Here is a 21,681-nt window from a genome sequence, read left to right as displayed (position 1 = left end):
ACATGAACAGGATGTATTCGGTCCTGACGGTGAAAGCCGTCGAGGAGGAGCAGCGCATTATCCGCGGCGTGGCCACGACACCCAATCCGGATCGCGTCGGCGACATCGTCGAACCCCTGGGTGTCCAGTTCAAGAACCCGATGCCACTGCTGCATCAACACGATCACGACAAGCCTGTCGGTACCGTCACCTTCGACAAACCCACCAGTGCCGGCATCACCTTCGAAGCCAAGCTGCCGATCATCGAAGAGGCCGGTCCGCTGCGCGATCGCGTCGAGACTGCCTGGGGTGAGATCAAGGCCGGTCTCGTCCGCGCGGTCTCTATCGGTTTCCGGGCTCTGGAATATGCGTGGATGGATGGTGGCGGCGTTCGCTTCATCGCCTCCGAAGTCCTCGAACTCTCTCTCGTCTCTGTGCCGGCCAATGCCGATGCGGTGATATCCACCATCAAGTCGATCGATCGCCCTCTGCTCGCCGCGACTGGCAAGGAGCCGAAGGCGGACGATCGTCCTGCTCGTCCCGGCGCCTCGGGAAAATCCACCAAACCGGTAAATCTCAATCCAAGGAAAGACACAGCTATGAAAACCATTGCTGAACAGATCGCGGCGCTGGAAGCCTCCCGGCAGGCAAAGGCGGCACGCATGGCGGAAGTCATGCAGAAGTCCATCAACGAAGGCCGCTCGACCGACCAGGCCGAGCAGGAAGAATTCGACACGCTTGAGCAGGAAGTCGAGCAGATCGATGGCGACCTGAAACGCCTCCGCGCGCTTGAGAAGGCGCAGGCATTCACCGCGAAGCCGGTAGGCCAGATCAAGACCGCCGATGCTGGCACTGCCACTCGCCTGGGCGCCCCTGTCGTCATCAAGGGCGACAAAGATGAGGCCTTCGAAGGCCAGAACTACACCCGCATGGTGATCGCCAAGACCCTGGCGCGCATCTCCGACGTGTCGGCCGTGGGTATCGCTCACAAACGCTGGGGCGTTTCGAACCCGCAGCTCGTCGAGACCATCAAGGCAGCTGTTGCGGGTGGTGGTACGGACTCCGGCGAGTGGGGCGCGGAGCTCGTGCACATCGACCGCTATACCGGCGACTTCATCGAATACCTCTACAGCCGTACCGTGTTCGACAAGCTGCCGCTGCGCGAAGTGCCGGCCAACGTCAACATCGCCGGCCAGGACGGCGCGGCGACCGGCTATTGGGTCGGCCAGTCCAAGTCCATTCCCGTCAGCAAGGCTGACTTCATGGACGTGAACCTGACCCCGCTCAAGGTTGCCGCTCTGGCCGTGGTTTCGAAGGAACTGCTTCGAGACTCTTCACCATCGGCTGAAAAGCTGGTTCGCGATGCTCTGGTCGAGGCCTCGGCGCAGCGTGTCGACCAGACCTTCCTCGGCACTGCTGCGGCGTCTGCAGGCGTGTCTCCTGCCGGTATCCTCAACGGTCTCACGGCCGGTACCAGTGCCGGTACGGATATCGAGGGCGTCATCGCGGACGTGAAGGCGCTCTATGCGGGCTTCATTGCGGCGAACAATGCCGATGGTCTCCAGTTCGTCACCACACAGTCCTTGGCGAAGTCGCTGGGGCTCATTCAGAACGTGATGGGCAACTTCGCATTCCCCGGCCTATCGGCCAACGGCGGCGCGCTCCTTGGCGATACGCTGGTTGCCGGCGGCAACGTCGGTGCGGGAGACTTCATCCTGCTCAAGCCGTCCGACATCTACAAGATCGGCGATCGCGGCGTTGAGGTTTCCCTCTCCACCGAGGCTGCGATCCAGATGGACAGCTCACCGGATGGCGCCAGCGACACGCCGGTAGCGAATGCCAGCGTCGTGTCGATGTTCCAGACGGACTCCGTTGCCATCAAGGTCGTACGTCCGCTGAACTTCGCAAAGCGCCGTGCTTCTGCGGTGGCCTACATCGGCGATGCCGATTACGGCACTCCTGTCGTCACCCCCTAATGCGAATAGGGTGGGGCTTCGGCCCCGCCTTTCTCACTTGAATGGAGGGTTCGATGGACCTGATTGCTACCCGCCGCATGACCTATGGAACACGCCGCCTTTTGCCGGGTGACAAGTTCACTGCATCGAATGCCAATGCCCGCGTGCTGATCGCGGTCAAGAAGGCGAAGGCCACACCAACTGGCTTCGAGGCCCAAGGCACGGCACATGATCCAGATGCCGGAGCTCACGAGCGAGTGGGCCGAGACAGCGCGCCAGGCGACGCATTGGCTGATCTCCGCAAGGAATATCAGGGCGTTTTTGGCAAGCGGCCGTTCAACGGTTGGAACGCCGAAACTCTTCAGACTAAAATCGCAGAGGCAAAGGACGCGAACTGATGCGCCTTTTCGGGTTCAATATCTCCCGCGTAAAGACCGCTCAGAAGGCGATGTCGTCTGTCCCGCAGAGCGGTCGTGGATGGTGGTCGATCCTCGAAAGCTTTCCCGGCGCGTGGCAGCAGAACGTCGAAATCAAGTTCGATTCCGTTCTCTCCAATCACGCAGACTTCGCCTGTCGCACTCTGATCGCTTCCGATATCGCGAAGCTGCGCATCAAGCTCGTCCAGCGGGACGAGGAGGGTATCTGGTCGGAAGTCACCAATGCCGCATACTCCCCGGTGCTGCGCAAGCCTAACGGTTTCCAGAACCGGATCCAGTTTATGGAGTGCTGGGTTCTCTCGAAGCTCCAGCGTGGCAATACCTACGTTCTGAAACAGCGGGACAATCGCGGCGTCGTCACCAGGCTTTACGTGCTCGACCCAAATCTCGTTACGCCGCTCGTGTCTGACAGCGGCGACGTTTTCTACCAGCTGAACACCGACACGCTCACAGGCGTTACGGAGAGCATCGTTGTTCCGGCTCGGGAAATCATTCACGACCGGTTCAACTGTTTCTATCACCCGCTGGTCGGCCTATCGCCGATCTTTGCAGGCGGCCTCGCTGCCATGCAGGGCCTTGCGATCCAGAATGACAGTGCATCCTTCTTCCAGAATGGCGCGCGTCCTGGTGGCGTCCTCACGGCGCCTGGCGCGATCGAGGATGAAACCGCCAAGCGGATCAAGGACTATTGGGACACCAACTTCTCGGGCGACAACTCGGGCAAGGTGGCCGTGCTCGGCGACGGCCTGAAGTATGAGGCTATGAGGGCCAAGTCCACAGATAGCCAACTGATCGAGCAACTGAAATGGACGGCCGAGGTCGTCTGTTCGACCTATCACGTCCCTCCCTACAAGATCGGCGTCGGCGCTATGCCGACCTTCAACAACATCCAGAGCCTGAACGTCGAATACTATTCGCAGTGCCTTCAGGTGCTGATCGAGGCGATCGAGCTTTGCCTCGATGAGGGGCTGGAGATGAAAGAGGGGGTCGGTACCGAGCTCGATACCGACAATCTCCTGCGCATGGACAGCGTCACGCAGATGGAAGTCCTCGACAAGTCGAAGGGTATCATGACGCCGAACGAGCAGCGCAAGAAGCTCGACCTGAAGCCGAAGAATGGCGGTGACAGCCCAATGCTTCAGCAGCAGAATTTCAGTCTGGAGGCGCTCGCCAAGCGTGATGCGCAGGCTGACCCCTTCGGCACCACACCAGCCCCGGGCCCGGCGCCAGCGCAAGCCGAACCTGCTAACGACAACGCGACTGAGGCAGAGGCACGCGCCGCCTTGGTGGAAATTCTCAAAGGACTTCGCTGATGACATTCGACGGTAAGGCCTTCGGCGCTGAGATCGTCAGCGTGGTCAAGGGGTATCTGGCCACGGAGCTAGCACCAATCGCTGCTCGCATTGATGCTCTGGAAAAGCGAGTTGACGCTATCCCGGCACCGATCGACCTTTCCTCAGAACTTGCGGCCGTGAAGACCGCTGTCGAGGCGATCGTGATCCCGGAAATTCCGGACATCCCGCCCGCGCCAGTTCTTCCAGACATAGCGGCGATGGTCAGCGAGGCCGTGGGTGAGGCGGTGGCAGCCATTCCGGTTCCACAGGACGGCAAGAGCGTGACGATCGACGACGTTGCGCCTCTTATCGCCTCCGAAGTCGAGAAGCGCGTCGGTGAGCTTCCTCGGGCGAAAGACGGCGGTGATGGTGTTGACGGAAATGACGGCGTTGGCCTGGCTGGCGCCCTTATAGATCGGGACGGCAACCTCGTTCTGACGATGACGAACGGCGAGACGAGGAACCTTGGCCTCGTCGTCGGCAATGATGGAGAACCGGGGAAACCCGGGCGAGATGGCTTCCAGCTCGAAGACTTCGACGCCTCTGTCATGGATGATGGCCGCACGGTGCTCCTGTCCTTCACGGGCAAGAAGATGGATTACAGGGTCGAGCTCGGCTTCCCCGTCATGCTCTACCGCGGCGTCTTCAAGGACGGCCAGCCTTACGAGCGAGGCGACACCGTCACCTGGGCTGGCTCACTTTGGCACTGCGACGAGAACACGTCCGAAAAGCCTGGTGACGGCTCGAAGGACTGGACGCTCTGCGCCAAGAAAGGCCGCGACGGGAAGAACGGCGAGGTAAAGGAAGCCAAGCAGTTCCAGCCGCTCACCGTTGGCGTCCCGGCGAAGGGGAAGTGACATGGCCCTCGTGACCGTCGAACAAGTCAATCTCGCGCTGCGCCTCTCCCTCGCCGATGGCGATGAGCGGATCCCGGATATCGAACTCAAGATCAAGCAGGCCGAAGACGCGGTCATCGATTACCTCAAAAATCCGGATCACGGCTGGGATGAGACTACTGTTCCGGGCCGTGTCTCCGCTGCGATCATGCTCCTCGTGCAGAGCCTGCTCGACGAGGCGAACACCGGCGGCCTTCTGCCCGGGCTTGGCTCCGGTGATCCCAAAAACCCCGTGGCGGCGCTGCTCTATCGCCTCCGGGATCCTGCAATTGCCTGAAGGAGACCACCTATGGCGCGTGTCCGCTTTACGCATGACTTCGACTACAAGCCGACTTCGCAATCGACCGTCGGCTACAAAGCCGGCATGGAAATGACCGTCAAGCGCAACTGCGCTGATCAGGCGATTGCGGCCGGCAAGGCAGTCGAAATTCCATCCCCAGGAAAGCCCGCCGATGGCGCCGATTAAGCCGACTGCCGGCGAGCTGCAGCACCGCGTTGCCTTCGATGAGCGGACGACCATTGACGATGGATATGGCAACACCGAAGGCTCTTTCGAGGAGCGATTCAAGGTATGGGCCGCATTCCGGCCCCGCGGCGGCTCAGAGGCTGTTGTCGCCGCACGGTTGGAAGGTCGCAATCTGCTTGGCATCTATCTGCGTTCCACGTCGCAGACACGGCAGATCAAAGCCGACTGGCGAATGAGGGACGTTCGGACCGGGGACACCTACGCCATCAAGATTGTTGATGCCATGTCCGATCGTTACTGGGTCTATATCGAGGCACAAACGGGAGTTGCCGCCTGATGAAGGTGAAAGCAAAGTTCCTTAGCCGCGAGAAGACGATGAGCCTTCTGAACGGCATCGTCCCGGACGCTGAGAAGGAGCTAGCGAAGGCTCAGATGGACGGCGCAAAATCCTTGGCCAACAAGATCAAGCCCCGCGCGCCTCGAAACACTGGAGAGTATGCGGCCAGCATTCAGGCAGACAAGCTGGCTAATCGACCGCGGGAGCGATCGGTGGGCAGCAAAGGCTTGAACAACGAGACGAAAGATCCGAACGCGACCGGCGTATTCGCTGACTGTATCTGGCGCTTCCTCGAGTTCGGAACCGTCCACATTACGAAGCGCCCGCATATTTTCCCGACCTATCGCCAGGAGCGCCCGAAAATCCGCCGCAAGATGGCGGCTGCTGTGCGCAAGGCTGTGAAGAAGGCCAAGGGCTAGCAATGGCTTCACCATCACTGGAGTTGCAGGGCGCCATTGCGGCGCGCCTAAAGGCATCGGCTGGCCTGACGGCACTCGTCAACGGTCGGATCTATGATGCCGTACCGACCGATAAGACTTTCCCCTACGTCACAATCGGGGAGGGCGACGAAACCAGCGATGACGTCGACTGCGTGGACGGATTTGAAATCTCTCTCGATATCGATGTCTGGTCGCGAGCCACCGGCTTTCCGGAAGCCAAGCGCATCAGCGATGAGATCCGTAAGGCCCTCAAGTCACCAGACCTGACGCTACCGACGAATGCCCTCGTGTATTTCAAACACAGGCAGACACGCTTCTTTCGTGATCCGGATGGGCTGACAAGCCACGCAGTCGGGACGTTTGAAGCCTTCGCAGAACAACCGACCATCGCCATAACAGGAGATCCCCATGGCTGAACCGACAACTATCCGAGGCGGAAAGGTCCAAGTGCTACTCGCCGTCGATCCCACTGCCACCCCCATTGTCTACGCCGCTCCTTGCGGGTTCAATCAGAGAACCGTTACCCTTAACAAGGGCTTGGAAGGAATCAATATTCCGGACTGCGCAAATCCCGACGACGTTAACTGGGTGGGCCGCGACGCGACGTCCCTTTCCATGAGCGTTTCCGGCGAAGGCGTGCTGGCCGCCGAAAGCGTCGAGACATGGCTTGATGCCTTCGACAGCGTCGAGAGCATTCCGGCCAAGATCGAGTGGCAGTTCCCCGCAACAACCATCACGTGGACCGGCAAGCTCCATATCGAGAACTTCGAGGCTGGCGCTCAGGACGGCCGTCGCGTCACCGGCAATGTTTCGCTGCAGAGCGACGGCAAGATGACCCGCGTCACCACACCGGCAGGGTGACGCCGATGAGCAGGGACGGCTCTTGCGAGCTCGCATTCAACGGGAAGCGGACGTTCTTCAAGCTCACCTGGCGCGAGTTGATGAAAATCCAGGAGGCATGCGACGCCGGCCCTTACGTCGTGCTCGATCGACTGCTTAGCGGCCGGTGGCGGCTTCAGGATATCGCCGAGGTCATCAGGTGGGGTCTGATCGGCGGCGGCATGTCGCAGGCTCAGGCAATCGATCTTGTCATTGCTGAAGTCGAGGGCAGGCGGCCGATGGAAAACCTGGTCGTCGCTCAGATGGTCCTTGGCGCCGGCGTGGTCGGCGCTCCGGAGGAAGATGTCGGAAAAAAATCGGCGGCGGCAAATCAAGGAAAGCGGAAGCCCCGCTCCCGAACGGAAAGTTCCGATTTGCCGCCATCATCGCCAACGGAATAACGATGGGCCTATCGCCTCAAGAGGTGATGGGCCTGTCGATTTTTGAATATCTGGCCGCCCTCGACGGCTTCATCGAGAACAATGATCCGGACAGTCACAAGAAGCTGAGTGAGTCCGAAAAGGACGATCTTTGGAAATACATCGAGGGTGATGGCTAATGGCGACCGACAACGAGCAGCTGGTGCTCAGCATCAGCGCCGACACTCGACAGATACAGCGCCAGCTTAAGTCTCTGGTCGGGCAGACGCAGGCCAATACGAAGGCCATCGAGGATGCATTCAAGGGCATCGATGCCGCTTCTACTGGCGCCTTTAGCCGCGTTGCCGCCAATAGCAACAAGGCATTCACCACGGCCGAGCAAGGCGCCAAGCGTTACCAGGGCGCAATGCGAGCCTCGACTGTCCAGACGGGGAACCTTGCCGCTCAGCTGAACGACATAAGCGTTCAGTTGGCTGGCGGGCAGTCCCCGTTCTTGATTGCCCTGCAGCAGGGAACGCAGATCACGCAGGCGCTGGGCAGCGGCGTTGGTGTCCGCGGCGCAGTCGCTGGCGTTGCCGGGGCGTTCACGTCTCTGCTTAACCCGGTGTCACTCGCAACGATCGCCATTATCGCGCTCGGCGGCGAAGCCATCCAGTATTTCACGACGCTGCTGTCCGACGGCGAGAAATCCGAGGAGACGCTTCAGAAGCAGGCGCAACTGATCCAGCAGGTTGCCAAGCAATGGGGCGACGCGGTCCCGGCTCTTCGTGACTACGCAGATCAGCTTGAGCGTGCAAAAAACGTTGCGGAATTACAGCAAGCAACGGGACTCGCGCAAGCCGACCTGTATGCCAAGATCGGTACGGAACTTACCGCGTTTACTGATGAGTACAGCCAATACACAACGATTTTGCAGGCGGCATCGAACGCTACGGGTGAATCGCGAACAGTCCTTTCTGATCTTGGGTCGGCGTATGCTGCGCTGGAAACAAAGGTGAAGAATGGAAAGGCGACGATAGAAGATTTTAAGGATGTGCAGGACGCCGCGACGAAAGCAGCCGCAACATCCGGCTTTGAGGAAGTTGGCACCTTTTCATCTGCGTTTTCCGATTTAACAGCGCGTATCCTTGGATCGCTTGACGCACTGAAGCAATTTAATAGCCAATCCGGCCCGGCGATCGCGACGAAATTCCCGAGTCAAGGTGCATATGCCGGCGTTGATCGGAGCGCGGACGGTCCTATTCGGGGCGAAGACTTCAGCCTACCAGAACATGGTCCTACGCCAGAGAGCAGGCCACTCATAGAGTTGGAGGGCCTTCCCTCAACTAGGGGAGGAGGCAGTCGCCGAGACTCCGCCGCAGAAAAGGCCAAGCGCGAAAAACAGGCGGTCGTTGATCTGATCGACGCACTGCAGTTCGAGCAAAGTCAGATCGGCGCCACAGACGCCGAGCGAGCCAAAGCAAATGCTCTCCGTCAGGCTGGCTCCGCTGCGACGGACGAGCAAAAGGCTAAGATTGCCGCACTGGTCGAGACAACCTACGCAGAGCGTGACGCCCTGAAGGCCAGCCAAGACGCCATGAAGGAACTGCAGGATGTCGGGCGAGACGTTCTACAGGGCATCGTCTCCGACCTTCGGGATGGCAAGAAGGGCGCGGACATTCTTGCTGGCGCCTTGGGCAAGATCGCTGACAAGCTGGTGAATTCCGCTTTTGACGACCTCTTCGGCGGTTCAGGCGGAGGCAGCGGCATCTTGGGCTCGCTGTTCGGCGGCCTTTTTGGTGGTGGCCAGCTCGGCCTAGCGAAAGCCGGCGGCATCGGTCTGTACGCTAACGGGACTGACTCCGCGCCAGGCGGTCTGGCCATTGTCGGCGAACGCGGCCCGGAACTGGTCAACCTCCCCAATGGCGCGCAGGTCATTCCTAACCATCGGATATCCAATATATCCAAGGCCGGCAACAACTCCCCCTCCATCACTTTCGCACCCGTCATAGACGCCCGCGGCGCAGACAGCGCGGCTGTAGCCCGTCTTGAGCAGGTCATGGCGAAGCAACAGGCGGAGTTCTCGGCCAAGGTCATCGACACCGTTAAGAACGGGCAGCGCAGGAGAATTCTGTGACAATCACGTTTCCACGCGAACTGCCGGATGTCGGCTATGTGACCGCGGACTTCCTTGTGCGTGACTCGGTGAAGGCGTCGCCATCAGGCGCGCGCCTCATCAACTATACGCAGGTAGAGGACCCAGTCTGGGAGGCCAGCCTGACGACGCGGCCCCTGGTCTATTCCGACTATGCCATTGTCGAGGCGTGGTGGCTGTCGCTGCGTGAAGGCTTGCGCACGGTGCTGTTTCGCCACCCGTACGTTTGCTATCCGGCTGCCCATGGCGGCAGCCAGACGCCGGCGGACGATGCTGGCAATCTCGTCTCTGTCACCGACGGCAATGTCCTATCGGTAAACGGCGCGGATGCCGGCCTAGTGCTGACACCCGGTGATCGCATCGGACTCGAAAATGCGGGGCGCTACTACGTTGGCCGCATCACAGAAGTCTCCGGATCGGGAACGACGCGCACTCTCGCGGTCGAGCCGCCACCGTTTGATGCCATTACACAGGCGGGCGCCGTAGTTCGCTTCGCCAAGCCGGCGCTCATCATGCGGCCAGTGCCTGGAAGCTTCCAGGCGCCGCGTTCTGGCCGGTTCTATACGGTCTCATTTCAGTTGAGGGAGAGCCAATAAATGGCCCTGTCCGACGACGTCAAAGACCTCTATGACGAGGGCAGGATTTCCACGCGGCAGATGGTGCGTGTGCAGCTGGGTTCCGGCATCTATGGCTTCATCGCCCGCCGCGAACCGCTGAATTACGCCGGCGTCACGTATCAGCCATTCGGCTTGCTTGAGGTCTCGGACGTCGGCGGCGGAACCGGCACGGCTGCCGATGGCGGATTCACGCTGACGCTCGCCGAAAGTCCGTCTGCTGGTTTGACGCCGGAAATCCTAACGCAGATCGAGACCGAGGATTACCGTGACCGGCCAGTGGTCGTGTATGACGCTCACTTCCATCCAGACACCAGCGAACTGCTGCAAGTGGAGCCTGTCGCGCGCGGCTATCTCGACGTCATCGAGCACAACGCAGACGACGAGCGCGGCTATTACCTCACGGCGCGCTGCGAAGGCCGCCAGCTAGACTATTCCCGCGTGAATGGGCGCAAGCGCACAGTTGCCGATCAGCAGAGGCGCGATCCAGGCGACCGGTTTTTCGAGCACGCAGCCACGGCTGGCCGTGTCGATGTGAACTGGGGCAGGGCAGTCGGATCCGCGGTCAATACCGCGAAGAGCGCAGCCGCAGGTGCTGCTCGCGCGATAGGGTTTAAGGGACTCTAGCTACTGCGGCCTGAAGGCCAGCGTTGCCGACAGCCACGTTGGCAAGAATAGGTCGAGAGCGTAGAAGTCTTCTAGATAGCTCAAGCCCAATTGTTCGAATTCGCGCTGCAGGTCCATGGACGCCTCGCCACCTTTGAGCGGTCCATAAACGGCAATGTAGTCGTCCTCTCCAGTGAGCTCCAATAAGCAGGTGAGTTGCCGAAACCCTTCGAAATCGACCGCTTTGTCGGCTAACGCGGCTTTCCGGACGACAATACAAAAGCCGCTGTGCGATATTCTGTGCATTGCTAATCCCCTTGCCCCCGACAACCTGCGGCACGGGATGTGTTTTTCAAGGCATGGTACGGAACCGGACTCAGGTGCTGCCCGAGCAGTTGGGCTCACGGGGATTTCAATACTGCTTCGATTGCCTCGGAGAGATTGTCGAAGCGGCGAAGAATGTCGCGGTACTCTTCTTCTAGCCGCCAAAGCAATCTGAGTTCCCTTTGATCGGGCTCCGGTGCCATAGCCCGGATGACGATGTCACTCTGTATGTCTGACAGCCGTTCTTGGTAATCCCTCACGGCTTCCACAATCCGTTCTTTGTGCTTCGACAAGACTGAATTCATTTCATCAAGCCCTCGTTGGGCGGAACTTAGGACTACGTGCCCCACATGACTAGACTTCCCGGCTGGGAGAAACGCCTCAACGCGGTTGTGGCGAAGCACCAGGCATTGCCTTCGGAATACGGCGTCTCGGATTGCTATCTCATTCCTGACGACGGCGTCGAAGCAGTGACCGGCGAAACGACGCACGGTGCGGCGGCGCGCAGATACACGACGCCAGCTGGTGCCGGAAAGCAGTTGCGCAAGAAGGGTTTCGAAACCGTGCGTGACGCGCTCGCCGCGAAGTTCCCCGAAATCCCCGTATGTCTCGCGCAACGCGGCGATATAGGAGTGATCGAGCGCGACGGCATTGTCTGCGGCGGTCTTTTCACCTCGATCGGCTTCATGACGCGCAACACTGGCGCCGTGCAGTTCCTGCCTGTCACCGAAGTCACCACCGCATTCAAGGTTGACTGATGCCCTTTCTAGCTCCTGTCGTTTCAGCCGTTGGCGCCTTCTTTGGCTCGCTCGGCATCATTGGCAAGATTGTCGTCGGCATTGGCCTCAACCTGCTCGTCAGCAAACTGACGCAGAAAAAGGAAAAGAGACCGCCGGGCGGCACACAGTTCGAGCGTGACTATGGCGAGAACGTCAGCCGCAAGGTTGTCTGCGGCCTCGTCGGCATCGCTGGCCACGACTGCTATATCAACACATACGGCAGTTCGAACAAAAGCCTCGAGCAGATCTATGCCTTCTCCGATTTTCCGTGCGACGGACTTTCGAAGATTTGGGCTGGTGGCAAGCAGCTGTCCTTGAGCGTCACATCGTCTGACGCCGTGAAGACTGCCTATTCCGTGGCAAGTGGCGACTACGCCGGGCTGATGTCCTTCGCCTTCTACAACGGCACGCAGACGGCTGCGGATGCGGGGTTGGTCTCACATTCCAATCCGCTGGGACGTTGGACGACGGACCATATCGGTACTGGCATCTGCTACATTATCGTGCGGATGACCTACGACCAGGAGAAGTTGAACAGTTTCCCCGATTTCTTCTTCGAGCTCCGCGGTGCGCGCCTCTACGACCCGCGCAAAGATGACACCGTCGGGGGCGTCGGCGATCACCGTTGGGACGACTACTCGACCTACGAGTTTTCCGAAAATCCGATCGTGCAGGAGTACAATTACCGGCGCGGCTTCTCGATCAACGATAACGTGTTCTGCGGCATGGAGATGGACGCGTCCGATCTTCCGCTCGACCGCTATTTCACCGCCATGAACATCTGCGATGAGATTGTCGAGGGCGAGGCGCGCTACCGTTGCTCGATTGTTTTCGATTGCGATGTCGAGCACGGCGACAACATCGAATCCGTCATGGTGTCCTGCGGCGGCATCGTCATTGACAGTGTCGAGGGCTCCTGGCCGCTCATAGGCACGGATCAGCCGATCGTCGAGACATTCACCGATGACGATCTCGTCATTAGCGAGCCGGTGCGCTTTCAGAAGCGCCGCTCCATGGCCGACTTGGTCAATTCCGTTTCCGGAACTTATCCGGAGCCGTCGAACATGTGGTCGCCGGCTGGCTACGACACGCAGACGAATGCAGGCTTTGTGTCGCTGGATCGCCGCACGCGCGACGTCAATCTGGAACTGCCTACCGTTCGTTCGAAACGGCAGGCCAACCAACTCGCCTCGATCTACTTCAACGAGAATCGCTACGAGGCGACCGCTGATATTGTGTTGCGTCCGCGGTTCCAGACCATCAAGGCCGGCGACTGGGTGCAGTGGAACTCGGCTCGTTATGGCAACCGCACCTATATGGTCCAGGCACGATCGATCAAGGCACTGACCAGCGATGGACCGCGCAACGTGTCTCTGTCGCTGCAGGAGCGGGATGGCGCCATCTATGACGCCGTGACCGTCATTCCGCCCGTCATACCGATTCCGAACGATGATCCGATCTATCTCAACGAGCTGCAGGACTTCTCTGTGGCTGCCGTCATTGGCATCGGCGCCGACGGCCGATCCTATCCGGCTTTTCGCGCTTCGTGGTCGCCGATCGACGATGCAACGGTAACCGGCGTCTTGGTCGAGTGGTGGATCAAGACAGATCCGACAAACAAATTTCAGCGGCAGCTAACACCCGACCAGACGATCGCCTTCATCCAGGAGGGCATTCTCAGCCTTACCACCTACCAGTTCCGCAACAGGCTGATTGCCGACCGAACCACCAACTGGAGCACACCCATCGACGTGACGTCGCTGGATGGCGGCAATGCGGATCTTGAAGTCGGTCTCGGCAACCTGAAGCAGGAAGTGAAGGACGTCTTTGCTCAGCTTTACGCCGGGCTGAACCGCAATGAAACCCTGCTCGCGCAGTTGCAGCAAAACCTGCAGGTCACCGGCGGAGTGTCGCAACAGATCGGTCGAACGGTTTCCGTTCAAGGGGCGACTTTCAAGGAACAGATCGTTGTCATCAACTCGAGCATCGCCAATGTAGTCGCACAGACCGAGGAACTGATCGCCCAGTTCGGTGAAAATCTTGCCGATGGCATGGTGGCGTTCCAGGCGGTGGCGTCGCCAGAAGGCGTGACGGCTCGCTTTGCTGTCCTGCTCAAGGGCTCCATCGGCGACACCTTCAAGGAGAGCGGCCTTTTCCTTGACCTGTACACTGATGCCGGCGTCTTGAAATCTCGCGTGGCGTTCAATGTCGACCAGTTCGTAGTGACGGATGGCACGAACACGGCCTTTCCGCTGGTGTTCGAAGGCGGCGTGCTGAAGTTGCAGGTCGCCAACATAGGCACGGTGCTGACCGCCGACATCAATCTCGGTGACGGCAAGGTCCGCATCAACGAAAACGGCATCACAGTGAAGAGCGGCTGATATGGCGATAGTGTGGTTTGTCGGCGTCGACTCTGAAAACGCAGGCTGTGTGAAGATCATGGCGTCGGATCTGTATGACCCGTATCTGACGCCGGACAGTGACTTCTCAAAATTTCTGTTCAACAGCAAATGGGACGCCAACGTCCGGTTCGTCGGCGTTGACCAGCTCAATTTTGCAAACGGTTCGTTTACTTCCTATTTTCCTCCGGGTTCCAACGTCAACAACTTTACTAGAGTCAACATCGGTGACGATTTAGGTCAAGTCTGGTTCTTGTGGAAAAAGGAATTTTTCCAATCTCTAGGCAATCTGGATTACGATCTTCCTGTTTTTGACGTGAAGATAATCAGCAATTCTGGAGTTTATACCTACGGAATCATCCGAAAAAACGAAAACAACAACGGGACTCTATTCTATTCGAACGGTGGCCTTGAGGACGGGTTTTGTACCAATTATTACTGGGGCGGCGGGGCGCCTTTAGGCGATCTTACAATGTCGCATGTTTTGGCGTCCTACGGGGTGTCAGGCCAAAACAGGCGCGTTTCCGTGTGGAATCTCCCGGCGGACGAGACGGATATCCTTGATCCCTCTCTGCCGCCAGTCGCCTGGCAGACACAGGTTGAGATAACGAAAGACTTCTGCCGCGTCTCGAAGCCTGGCTATGCCGTTGAAACGGCCACGCCAAGCCAGCTTGCCTTCGACAGTTCTGCTAGGCCAGCAAAGATCATTGCCTCTGGCGATATCGCCTTGCCTGGCGGGACAACGGTTTTTGATTTCAGCGACCATCTTGAGGGGATCGTCATAAGCGGCCAGCTCGTCGCCGACGTTATCCAGTACAAGGGGTCTACCATCGTCTTCCCGGCGAGTGTCCCGAGTGATGATGACGAATACGGTGCAAGCTATTTCTTCAGCGGAACGACGCTTGTTTTTAGTAACTCGGGGTCGGCTTGTCGCGCTCGATTCCTGATCATCGCTCAAGACAGCGGCCCGCTCACAGTGGGCGATAATGATGTCTGGCGTGAGTTCAACGACGGTACGCGAGACGTCGTGCAATTCCTTCGGCCTGGCGCTGCCAACCCGCCGAATCTTGCTGACGTGATCATTGATAGCCGCTGGCCTTGTCTCCAGATCATCAAGACCGGTGTCTTTAGCATTCCGACCGGAAATAATGAACTTACAGACATCACCTTTAACAGCGCGGGACTTTTCCCGTTCATCAAGTACTTTACGATCCACGGCTCTGGGCGACTGAACAGCACCTTTGCTCCAGGCACGTCGACTGCTTCGAAACGCGTAAGGTTGCCTTTCACGGCTGCGGGATTTGCGAGAAACCCCGATAGCGGAAGCACGATCCGATGGACGTCGGGCGTTTGCACTTACGTCGAACTCGGCACGAATCTGGCTCGGTTCCATACGTTCCGCGGGAACGTCTATCGCTACAAATACACACAAAACAGCAACAATCAGTATGTGCTTGGCAGCGACGACGTTTCCGCTCCGGCCTATGCGATCCGCTACTACATCTTCGGCATCCCGGCTTAGCGCCGCTGCCTTAAGGAACTCCACAACATGGCTGATTACTACATCGCAGGGACGATCGCCCTGACGAACGGCAGTGCTGCGATCGTCGGCACTGGTACTGCGTGGCAGATCGCCAACGTCGCCGGCGGCACGATCTTCGTGCAGGGCGAGGGCAATCCTCTCCCGCTGGCCTCGATCGAGGACGACACGCATGCCACGGCGGCGCTCGAATGGACCGGCGCAACCGGCCCCTATTTGTATGCGTTGCTGCGCGCCACGGCGTTCAGCGAGCAGCTCGAGGCGAACAGCAACATCATGTCGCGGCTTCTGGTCGGGCTCGAAGCAGGGACGCTTTACCGCTATGATGCATCCGGCGACACGGCTGATCTCGCGACATATGACGATCGACCGAAGGGCTTCGCGTTCCTCGCGGTCGACGTTAACCCGGCTGATCTCTACATCAAGGCATCGGCAGCGTCCGCCGATTGGGCAGGGCCGTTCAGCTACGGAACTGGACCGCAGGGTCCGGCGCCTGCCGTGACGTTCGAGCCTGTTGTCACCGGCGCTCCTGGCACCAGCGCCAGCATGGCCGTGACGGGAAGCGGCGAAGCGGGCGACCCTTTCGATATCACCTTCACCATCCCGGCCGGCGATCTCGGCATCAATTGGCGCGGAGCCTATTCCGGCGCAACCGCTTATGCCGCGCGTGACGGCGTGCTGGACAACGGTTCGGCGTGGATCGCGCTGCAAGCGACAACAGGTCACGCGCCGCCTGTCTTGCCGACAACCGCGAATTCCTATTGGTCACTGGTTGCGGCAAAGGGAACGGACGGCACTGGTACAGGCGATGTTATCGGCTCGGGTGCGTCCGTGGCGGGCCGTATTCCGCGATATGTAGGCACAAGCGGCAAGACGATTGAGGATAGCGGCGTACTAGCCGCCGACGTCGTCACCGGTCCCGCATCGTCCGTTGACGGCGCTCTTGTTGCGTACAGCGGGACGACCGGGAAAGCAGTCAAGACACTGACGAACACGCAGGCTAAGGCGTGGCTCGCATCCACGGCCCCCGATGTGTCGTTCAGCAATGCTGTCGCCAATCTTCCGGGATCTCCAACGACGGTCCAGGCTGCGATTGAATCGGTTGCAGCAAATAGCGGCGGTAAGAACGACGCCTTGTTTGCGCTCGAAATCGCGGACCTGAAAGGCTCGCGCATGGGGATGAAAGGCGGGATTGCTGACGCGTTCGATGACGAAACGGGTGTCAATACGGGCGGATCCACCAATCAGGCATATGACGCGACGAATGACTGGTACGCACCGACTTCGACGGTTTCAAATGTAGCGTCATTGCCGGTCAATACTGATGCACCCCTTACCACACAAAGAAAGTATCGAACTCGCATTAGCGCCGCCGGCTTGGCGGCAAGCGGGACATTTATTCGCATTCAAGTTACCGGGCCATCTAGCGGCACACCGAAGCAAATCAACAATATCTTTGTCGGACAAGCCGCCGCAAGCGGTGACGCTTGGGACATGGCGGCGTCTGGACCGACCCCGGCCCGTATTACCTTCGGCGGCTCAAACAGCGTCACGCCGCCCGTTGGCGGGAGCGTCTGGAGCGATTGGGTTGCGTTCGTTCTCGACAATACGAAAGACCATGTCGTTGCCTTTGATACGGCGGCAGGATCGGCGTCTATTCGCTTTGGCTCTGCTGTAACGAATTTTGTTTCGTATTTTAAAGACGGTGCAACTGACGAGGCCGGAACGCCAGACGTATCGGGGTACTCTTCGACCGCGAACGTCTTCATTATGTCGGCGATCGAAACGAAATCCACTGCCGCCAGCTTCAACAACATGACATTGGTTTCTGCCGCTTACACGGCAGCTAGCGCACCGTCCACGGCACGCCTAGCCGTTCAGCTTGTGGAAGTCGATGCAATCACGATCAACACCGACGTCACGGCCGAAGTCTCGCGTGACGGCGGCACGACCTGGTCGGCGGTCACGCTGGCGCTTTCCACGAACCTGAATGGCGTCAAGGTCTATGAAGGAACCGCGTCGATTAGTGGGCAACCTTCCGGCGCGTCGATGCGCTGGCGAGTGAAGACGCTGAACAACAAGAACGTGGATGTTTCAGGAGTGGTGCTGCAATGGTCGTAAAAACATTCGGAAGTGTCATCGTTCCCGGCGAAGCGCCGACGCTCGACCATTACAAGGTGGCGTTCGATGCGCACCTCGATTCCGTCGCGCAAGAGCGGCAATACGACAGCCGTCTAACGATCTTCACATGGCTGAACAGTGCCAACCTACAATATGCTGCGGAAGCGCAAGCCTACAAGGAATGGCAGGACACCGTCTTCGACGAGATGGCCACCATGCAGTCGGCGGTTGCGGCCGGAACGATGCAGCCGCCGTCGATCTCGGAGTTCATTGCTGCGCTGACGCCGATCAGTTGGCCCTAAAGTATTCGGTTCAGGTATCTAGCGCGGTCCTGCCGAACCTTGTCGCCGTTATAGACGCCTTGCAGTTCAGCCCACCGGTATGCGGCAACCGCGCCCCGCACAATAAACGCCAAAAGCAGAAATGGTGCCACGGCGGCGGCCATGGCGCCTGTGCCGATAATCAGAACGGTCTTTGCGATCAGGCGCATAATTTCCCCCTGAACAAGAGTCGGGGAGTTGGAAACTCTCAGAGGAGAGCGCCCGCGCCTTTAGGGTTGCCCCCTGAACATACGCGCGGGCCTCCCCGACCGTTTGTTCGGAGAGTGCAAGTCACGGCTGCACAAAGCCGCCTCTGAGGGGTTTCCACGCCCCACTGCCCAATGTGTGGGCAGCGCGCAAACATAGTGAGAAATCAGACCGTCAGTCAATTGGGAGCTTTTACATCCGCTCAAACTTCTACGCGGCACTTCGCGGCGAGAGCGGAGACCCGGCATAGGGCTGGGGCCTTACCGGGTCTCCATGCCGCGCCGGGTCAGCCACCGGCGCAGCACATTCAATGCTGCGTCGGACGTCGATACACACTTCTTTAGGAAAAGGCGAGAACTGGTGCAGCGACAATGACCAAGGCCACGATCGAGAGCAAGTGCCGAATTGATTCTGCCGACGCGCCGGCTATGTGCACCGTCGTCTTTCCCGTCGCGCTCGGGAAGTTGGCCGAGATAAGCTTCGGTTTGCAGAAGAGACTCGGGGAACAATGAGGCCGCCGGAAGGTTCCGGCCACCCGCATCCGCGCTTCAGCCATTAATCGAGGTAAAAGGTCCGGATAATCGGGCAACCTCGCTTGTTATAAAACTCCGCACGCATGGGACCTCTGCGCGTCATTCCGTCAACTGCGACAGAGTTTGACGAGTAGTTTACAATGCGCCCGCGGCGGATACCCCGATCACGCGCCTTGTCCATCGCAAGGTCGGGATCACAACGGCGGCTAGCGCGGCGATCATAACGGTAGCGGTAATCGTCGTCGTAGTCATAGCGCGGCGCGTCATAGTACCCGCGGGGTGAATCGTAATATCGGGGGCTGCCGGGCCCGATATAAATTTCCTGAGAAAGTGCGATGGACGGGGCGATCACGGCGGCTGCGGCCGCTATCAGCATAACAAGTGCGCGCATTTAGAGTCCTCCTGGTCCTCCTTAAGAGTTGCTTTGGCAATTCTACAGCGCCGATCATGAATGGCGGCAGAACAGACGTTCCGCGCGCCACAAACTAAGCGGTCGGCTCTACGCGCCGGCGGCTTGCCGGAACCTTCCGAAGTATATGGAGCATCCCATGGATCGTGCGAAGTTCTTCGCGACGGTGCGGAGACCCGGCAGAAATTCTGGGGTGCCACCGGGTCTCCTTTTGCCGCAGGGAGGAATGTGCGGCGCGACAATTTAGATGGGGCGCACCTCGATTCGTGCCATCGAAATGAACCGGTAAGGATAACGGCCGGTTAACATCCAATGGACGTGTTCCTGTCCGAGGCGTTTATCGGAGTGTGAAGCGGGGCCAGTTCGATAGCCGCGCCTTGGCAAGCACAGTCTGAGCTTCTCGGCCGACAAGAAGCGCAATGAAGATCAAAGTGATTGTGGAAAAATCCCAGAACATTCGCGCACCTCGAAAAAGTGAGAAAGAGCGGGCCGCAGCTTAACCACTCACCCCCTGCGGCCGCTCTAGCGTCCGTGAGGTGCTCAAGACCTACTATCCATATCAGGCGGCAATGCGTCTGGTTATCGCAAGATATCAGGATGAGCAGGCATCCTTCGCGACCGTCTTCTGCCTAACCCTACAAAATCGGAGCATCCCTATGCAGGTCCTTGACCCCGCAAACGAATTCGCACGTTCTCTCGCCAAGGTGCTTATCATCGAAGGCGGCTATTCCAACAATCCGAAGGATCCCGGCGGCGCAACGATGAAGGGCGTCACGCAACGCGTCTATGACGAGTATCGCCGCTCGCATGGTCTGCCCCTCATGCCGGTAAGAAACATCAGCAACTCCGAGCTGGAGGCCATCTACCGCCAGAAATACTGGGACGAAATCAAGGGCGACAAGCTGGCGCCTGGCGTCTCCTGTGTCGTCTTTGACGGTTCGGTGCATTCCGGCGTTGCGCAGTCGGTCAAATGGCTGCAGCGCGCGCTTCAGGCGATGGGTCTCTATCAAGGGCTCATTGACGGCATTCTCGGGCAGGGGACGCTTCTCGCTCTCGGGGGCGTCAACGACAACGACAGCCTGATTGCGCGCATCCTCGACCGGCGTCTTGCCTTCCTCAAGGCGCTGAAGACATGGAAGACGTTCGGCAAAGGCTGGACAGCCCGCGTCAACGGCGTGCGCGCGGTCGGTCAAGCCTGGGCAACCGGCTCGGTTGGCCCCGAGATCGAGTATGTCGCCGGCGGCGAAGCCAAGGCGCTGATCTCCGACGCGAAGCCCGCTCCGGTGCTGGCAGTTGCGGACGCGACGACCGGGGGCGGCATTGGCTCCGGCACTCTCGCCGGCACACTGCAGCAGGCTCAGGACCAGTTGACGCCGCTCAGCACGAGCAGCGAATTCATCGGCAAGCTTGTCGCGGGGCTGATCATCGCCAGCGCCGTGTTGACGATCGGCGGCCTTGCCTATCGCTGGTACGCTAAGCGCAAGAGGGACGAGCTGCAGGATGCCCTCGATCTGAAGGTGGCGGTCAATGCTCAAGCTGCTGCCTGAATGGCTCAAGATTGGAGCGGGAGCGGCGTTGGGCGCTCTCGTTGCCATCTACCCTGCAATCCTCGTCGGACGCTCTGAGGGGCGCCAGCAAGCCGCAACCGCGGCGCTAGAAACTGCGGTGAAGCGCTTCGCCGAAAAAGGAAAAATTAATGGTCAAGTCTCTTCGCTTGATGCTGCCGCTCTGTGCAATGATTTCGGGCTGCCAGACAGCGACAAAGCCGACTGCATGCGCCGGGTTCGAGAAGCTTCAGCCAAGCCTTGAGACGTCGGTGCTCATCCTCCGAAACGACCGGCCATTTGCCAACCAGGTGGCATCACATAATCGCTTCGGCGCCTCTCAGGGCTGCTGGTAGCGAGGGCCCGGCCTCCTCGTAAGGCCGAGCCCTCCTGTTGCCGCCTCGAAGCTTAGCGAGCACGGCGGCGGCGAAATAGTCGATCGGCTTTCGTCGGTCAAGCATCGCATAGAGCATTTGAAGGGCAGGGCGCGCAGGAATGAACGGAGACACCATGCACATCGAAGTTGAGAAGCCGAAGATTAATCCGGTTCATTTCATCGCCATCATCGGCGCTGGATTGGCCAATGCCTTTGCCGTCGGCGGGGTATGGGTCAGTCTTAACCGCGACATCGCCGATATTCGAAGTGCTCAAGAGCGGACACAGAAGGTTCTCGACGACCCCCAGCAGCAGGTGTCGCAAATTCCACCGCTTTCATTCCAGGTGACGAGAGCTCTTGAGGCGACGGCGGAAAATAAGAAGGGGATCGAGGCGGCAAACGCGCGCGTTGATCGCGTCGTGGAATCGCTCGGGGGGAAACTCGACACCGCGATTGAGAGCATTAACAAGGTCGCGACCCGCGTCGAGGTGTTGAGCAGTAAGCTCGATGATGCTCAGGAGCGAGCGAACAAGACCATGTTCAGGACGCCGATCGTCCGGCCTTAATACGACCAGGGCTCGTCCAAACGTGTCAGAAATGGCGAGCCCTGTCGCATACCACGGCGTTGGTTGGAGAGCGGCTGCCGCGGCTAGGTGCTGTGCTTGGCGGCTA

Annotated in this window: 27 protein-coding genes; 23 read left to right on the top strand and 4 right to left on the bottom strand. The window is 59.2% G+C overall.

Annotation, left to right across the window (positions count from 1 at the left end):
• Nucleotides 1-2: 2 nt before the first annotated feature.
• The 15 genes from ACPYOJ_RS18415 to ACPYOJ_RS18345 are packed head-to-tail and all read left to right on the top strand — an operon-like array spanning nucleotide 3 to nucleotide 10,478.
• Entirely contained in the window at nucleotides 3-1,955 is a 1,953-nt protein-coding gene (locus ACPYOJ_RS18415; protein ID WP_481417540.1) for a phage major capsid protein, read from the top strand.
• A gap of 53 nt (nucleotides 1,956-2,008) precedes the next feature.
• The gene (locus ACPYOJ_RS18410; RefSeq protein ID WP_481417539.1) at nucleotides 2,009-2,332 is read left to right on the top strand and encodes a hypothetical protein; all 324 of its coding nucleotides are present in this window, start codon (nucleotides 2,009-2,011) and stop codon (nucleotides 2,330-2,332) included.
• Entirely contained in the window at nucleotides 2,332-3,684 is a 1,353-nt protein-coding gene (locus ACPYOJ_RS18405; protein ID WP_481417538.1) for a phage portal protein, read from the top strand. The genes ACPYOJ_RS18410 and ACPYOJ_RS18405 overlap by 1 nt, the downstream gene beginning before the upstream one ends.
• Nucleotides 3,684-4,562 (top strand): hypothetical protein, encoded by an 879-nt coding sequence (locus tag ACPYOJ_RS18400; protein ID WP_481417537.1) that lies wholly within the window; start codon nucleotides 3,684-3,686, stop codon nucleotides 4,560-4,562. Before ACPYOJ_RS18405 ends, ACPYOJ_RS18400 begins: the two co-directional genes overlap by 1 nt.
• Nucleotide 4,563: 1 nt before the next feature.
• Nucleotides 4,564-4,878 (top strand): head-tail connector protein, encoded by a 315-nt coding sequence (locus ACPYOJ_RS18395; protein WP_481417536.1) that lies wholly within the window; start codon nucleotides 4,564-4,566, stop codon nucleotides 4,876-4,878.
• Between the two features lie 12 nt (nucleotides 4,879-4,890).
• Nucleotides 4,891-5,067 carry a hypothetical protein gene (locus tag ACPYOJ_RS18390; protein WP_481417535.1) on the top strand — a complete coding sequence of 59 codons (177 nt, stop codon included), beginning with the start codon at nucleotides 4,891-4,893 and terminating at the stop codon, nucleotides 5,065-5,067.
• Nucleotides 5,054-5,404 (top strand): phage head closure protein, encoded by a 351-nt coding sequence (locus ACPYOJ_RS18385; RefSeq protein WP_481417534.1) that lies wholly within the window; start codon nucleotides 5,054-5,056, stop codon nucleotides 5,402-5,404. Before ACPYOJ_RS18390 ends, ACPYOJ_RS18385 begins: the two co-directional genes overlap by 14 nt.
• Nucleotides 5,404-5,823: an HK97-gp10 family putative phage morphogenesis protein gene (locus tag ACPYOJ_RS18380; protein WP_481417533.1), complete on the top strand. Its 420-nt coding sequence runs from the start codon at nucleotides 5,404-5,406 to the stop codon at nucleotides 5,821-5,823. The genes ACPYOJ_RS18385 and ACPYOJ_RS18380 overlap by 1 nt, the downstream gene beginning before the upstream one ends.
• Nucleotides 5,824-5,825: 2 nt before the next feature.
• Nucleotides 5,826-6,260: a DUF3168 domain-containing protein gene (locus ACPYOJ_RS18375; RefSeq protein ID WP_481417532.1), complete on the top strand. Its 435-nt coding sequence runs from the start codon at nucleotides 5,826-5,828 to the stop codon at nucleotides 6,258-6,260.
• Nucleotides 6,253-6,705 carry a phage tail tube protein gene (locus ACPYOJ_RS18370; RefSeq protein WP_481417531.1) on the top strand — a complete coding sequence of 151 codons (453 nt, stop codon included), beginning with the start codon at nucleotides 6,253-6,255 and terminating at the stop codon, nucleotides 6,703-6,705. Before ACPYOJ_RS18375 ends, ACPYOJ_RS18370 begins: the two co-directional genes overlap by 8 nt.
• Nucleotides 6,706-6,710: 5 nt before the next feature.
• Complete coding sequence (locus ACPYOJ_RS18365; RefSeq protein ID WP_481417530.1) at nucleotides 6,711-7,124, top strand: gene transfer agent family protein; 414 nt, start codon at nucleotides 6,711-6,713, stop codon at nucleotides 7,122-7,124.
• A gap of 2 nt (nucleotides 7,125-7,126) precedes the next feature.
• Nucleotides 7,127-7,282: a hypothetical protein gene (locus ACPYOJ_RS18360; protein WP_481417529.1), complete on the top strand. Its 156-nt coding sequence runs from the start codon at nucleotides 7,127-7,129 to the stop codon at nucleotides 7,280-7,282.
• Complete coding sequence (locus tag ACPYOJ_RS18355; RefSeq protein ID WP_481417528.1) at nucleotides 7,282-9,219, top strand: phage tail length tape measure family protein; 1,938 nt, start codon at nucleotides 7,282-7,284, stop codon at nucleotides 9,217-9,219. The genes ACPYOJ_RS18360 and ACPYOJ_RS18355 overlap by 1 nt, the downstream gene beginning before the upstream one ends.
• The gene (locus tag ACPYOJ_RS18350; RefSeq protein WP_481417527.1) at nucleotides 9,216-9,833 is read left to right on the top strand and encodes a hypothetical protein; all 618 of its coding nucleotides are present in this window, start codon (nucleotides 9,216-9,218) and stop codon (nucleotides 9,831-9,833) included. The genes ACPYOJ_RS18355 and ACPYOJ_RS18350 overlap by 4 nt, the downstream gene beginning before the upstream one ends.
• Nucleotides 9,834-10,478: a DUF2163 domain-containing protein gene (locus ACPYOJ_RS18345; protein ID WP_481417526.1), complete on the top strand. Its 645-nt coding sequence runs from the start codon at nucleotides 9,834-9,836 to the stop codon at nucleotides 10,476-10,478. It begins immediately after the preceding gene.
• On the opposite strand, the gene ACPYOJ_RS18340 is transcribed toward ACPYOJ_RS18345, so the two are convergent.
• Together ACPYOJ_RS18340 and ACPYOJ_RS18335 are read right to left on the bottom strand one after the other, a co-directional pair.
• Nucleotides 10,479-10,763, bottom strand: coding sequence for a hypothetical protein (locus ACPYOJ_RS18340; protein ID WP_481417525.1), 285 nt, complete (start codon nucleotides 10,761-10,763; stop codon nucleotides 10,479-10,481). It lies immediately after the preceding gene.
• 95 nt (nucleotides 10,764-10,858) lie between these two features.
• Nucleotides 10,859-11,086 (bottom strand): hypothetical protein, encoded by a 228-nt coding sequence (locus tag ACPYOJ_RS18335; RefSeq protein ID WP_481417524.1) that lies wholly within the window; start codon nucleotides 11,084-11,086, stop codon nucleotides 10,859-10,861.
• 45 nt (nucleotides 11,087-11,131) lie between these two features.
• Here ACPYOJ_RS18335 and ACPYOJ_RS18330 point away from each other — a divergent pair, with 45 nt between their 5' ends.
• The 5 genes from ACPYOJ_RS18330 to ACPYOJ_RS18310 are packed head-to-tail and all read left to right on the top strand — an operon-like array spanning nucleotide 11,132 to nucleotide 17,922.
• Nucleotides 11,132-11,539: a DUF6950 family protein gene (locus tag ACPYOJ_RS18330; RefSeq protein WP_481417523.1), complete on the top strand. Its 408-nt coding sequence runs from the start codon at nucleotides 11,132-11,134 to the stop codon at nucleotides 11,537-11,539.
• Entirely contained in the window at nucleotides 11,539-13,941 is a 2,403-nt protein-coding gene (locus ACPYOJ_RS18325) for a phage tail protein (RefSeq protein ID WP_481417522.1), read from the top strand. The genes ACPYOJ_RS18330 and ACPYOJ_RS18325 overlap by 1 nt, the downstream gene beginning before the upstream one ends.
• A 1-nt stretch (nucleotide 13,942) precedes the next feature.
• The gene (locus ACPYOJ_RS18320) at nucleotides 13,943-15,481 is read left to right on the top strand and encodes a hypothetical protein (protein WP_481417521.1); all 1,539 of its coding nucleotides are present in this window, start codon (nucleotides 13,943-13,945) and stop codon (nucleotides 15,479-15,481) included.
• Nucleotides 15,482-15,508: 27 nt separating this feature from the next.
• Nucleotides 15,509-17,620, top strand: a complete 2,112-nt coding sequence (locus ACPYOJ_RS18315; protein ID WP_481417520.1) for a hypothetical protein — start codon at nucleotides 15,509-15,511, stop codon at nucleotides 17,618-17,620.
• Nucleotides 17,611-17,922, top strand: a complete 312-nt coding sequence (locus tag ACPYOJ_RS18310; RefSeq protein WP_481417519.1) for a hypothetical protein — start codon at nucleotides 17,611-17,613, stop codon at nucleotides 17,920-17,922. The genes ACPYOJ_RS18315 and ACPYOJ_RS18310 overlap by 10 nt, the downstream gene beginning before the upstream one ends.
• Here ACPYOJ_RS18310 and ACPYOJ_RS18305 read toward each other — a convergent pair.
• A complete protein-coding gene (locus ACPYOJ_RS18305; RefSeq protein WP_481417518.1) occupies nucleotides 17,919-18,110 on the bottom strand; it encodes a hypothetical protein in 192 nt (63 codons plus the stop codon). The two genes, ACPYOJ_RS18310 and ACPYOJ_RS18305, sit on opposite strands and share 4 nt — an antisense overlap.
• 592 nt (nucleotides 18,111-18,702) lie before the next feature.
• Nucleotides 18,703-19,071, bottom strand: coding sequence for a hypothetical protein (locus ACPYOJ_RS18300; protein WP_481417517.1), 369 nt, complete (start codon nucleotides 19,069-19,071; stop codon nucleotides 18,703-18,705).
• A gap of 674 nt (nucleotides 19,072-19,745) precedes the next feature.
• Here ACPYOJ_RS18300 and ACPYOJ_RS18295 point away from each other — a divergent pair.
• The 3 genes from ACPYOJ_RS18295 (at nucleotide 19,746) to ACPYOJ_RS18285 (ending at nucleotide 21,575) form a co-directional block, all read left to right on the top strand.
• Nucleotides 19,746-20,636, top strand: coding sequence for a glycoside hydrolase family 108 protein (locus ACPYOJ_RS18295; protein WP_481417516.1), 891 nt, complete (start codon nucleotides 19,746-19,748; stop codon nucleotides 20,634-20,636).
• Nucleotides 20,617-20,898, top strand: coding sequence for a hypothetical protein (locus ACPYOJ_RS18290; RefSeq protein WP_481417515.1), 282 nt, complete (start codon nucleotides 20,617-20,619; stop codon nucleotides 20,896-20,898). Before ACPYOJ_RS18295 ends, ACPYOJ_RS18290 begins: the two co-directional genes overlap by 20 nt.
• Before the next feature lie 245 nt (nucleotides 20,899-21,143).
• On the top strand, nucleotides 21,144-21,575 hold the full coding sequence (locus tag ACPYOJ_RS18285; protein WP_481417514.1) for a hypothetical protein: 432 nt from the start codon (nucleotides 21,144-21,146) through the stop codon (nucleotides 21,573-21,575).
• Nucleotides 21,576-21,681 lie beyond the last annotated feature (106 nt).

It is taken from the genome of Rhizobium sp. SVR5-9E (genome assembly GCF_056755095.1).
This window is presented reverse-complemented; position numbering and strand designations above follow the sequence as displayed.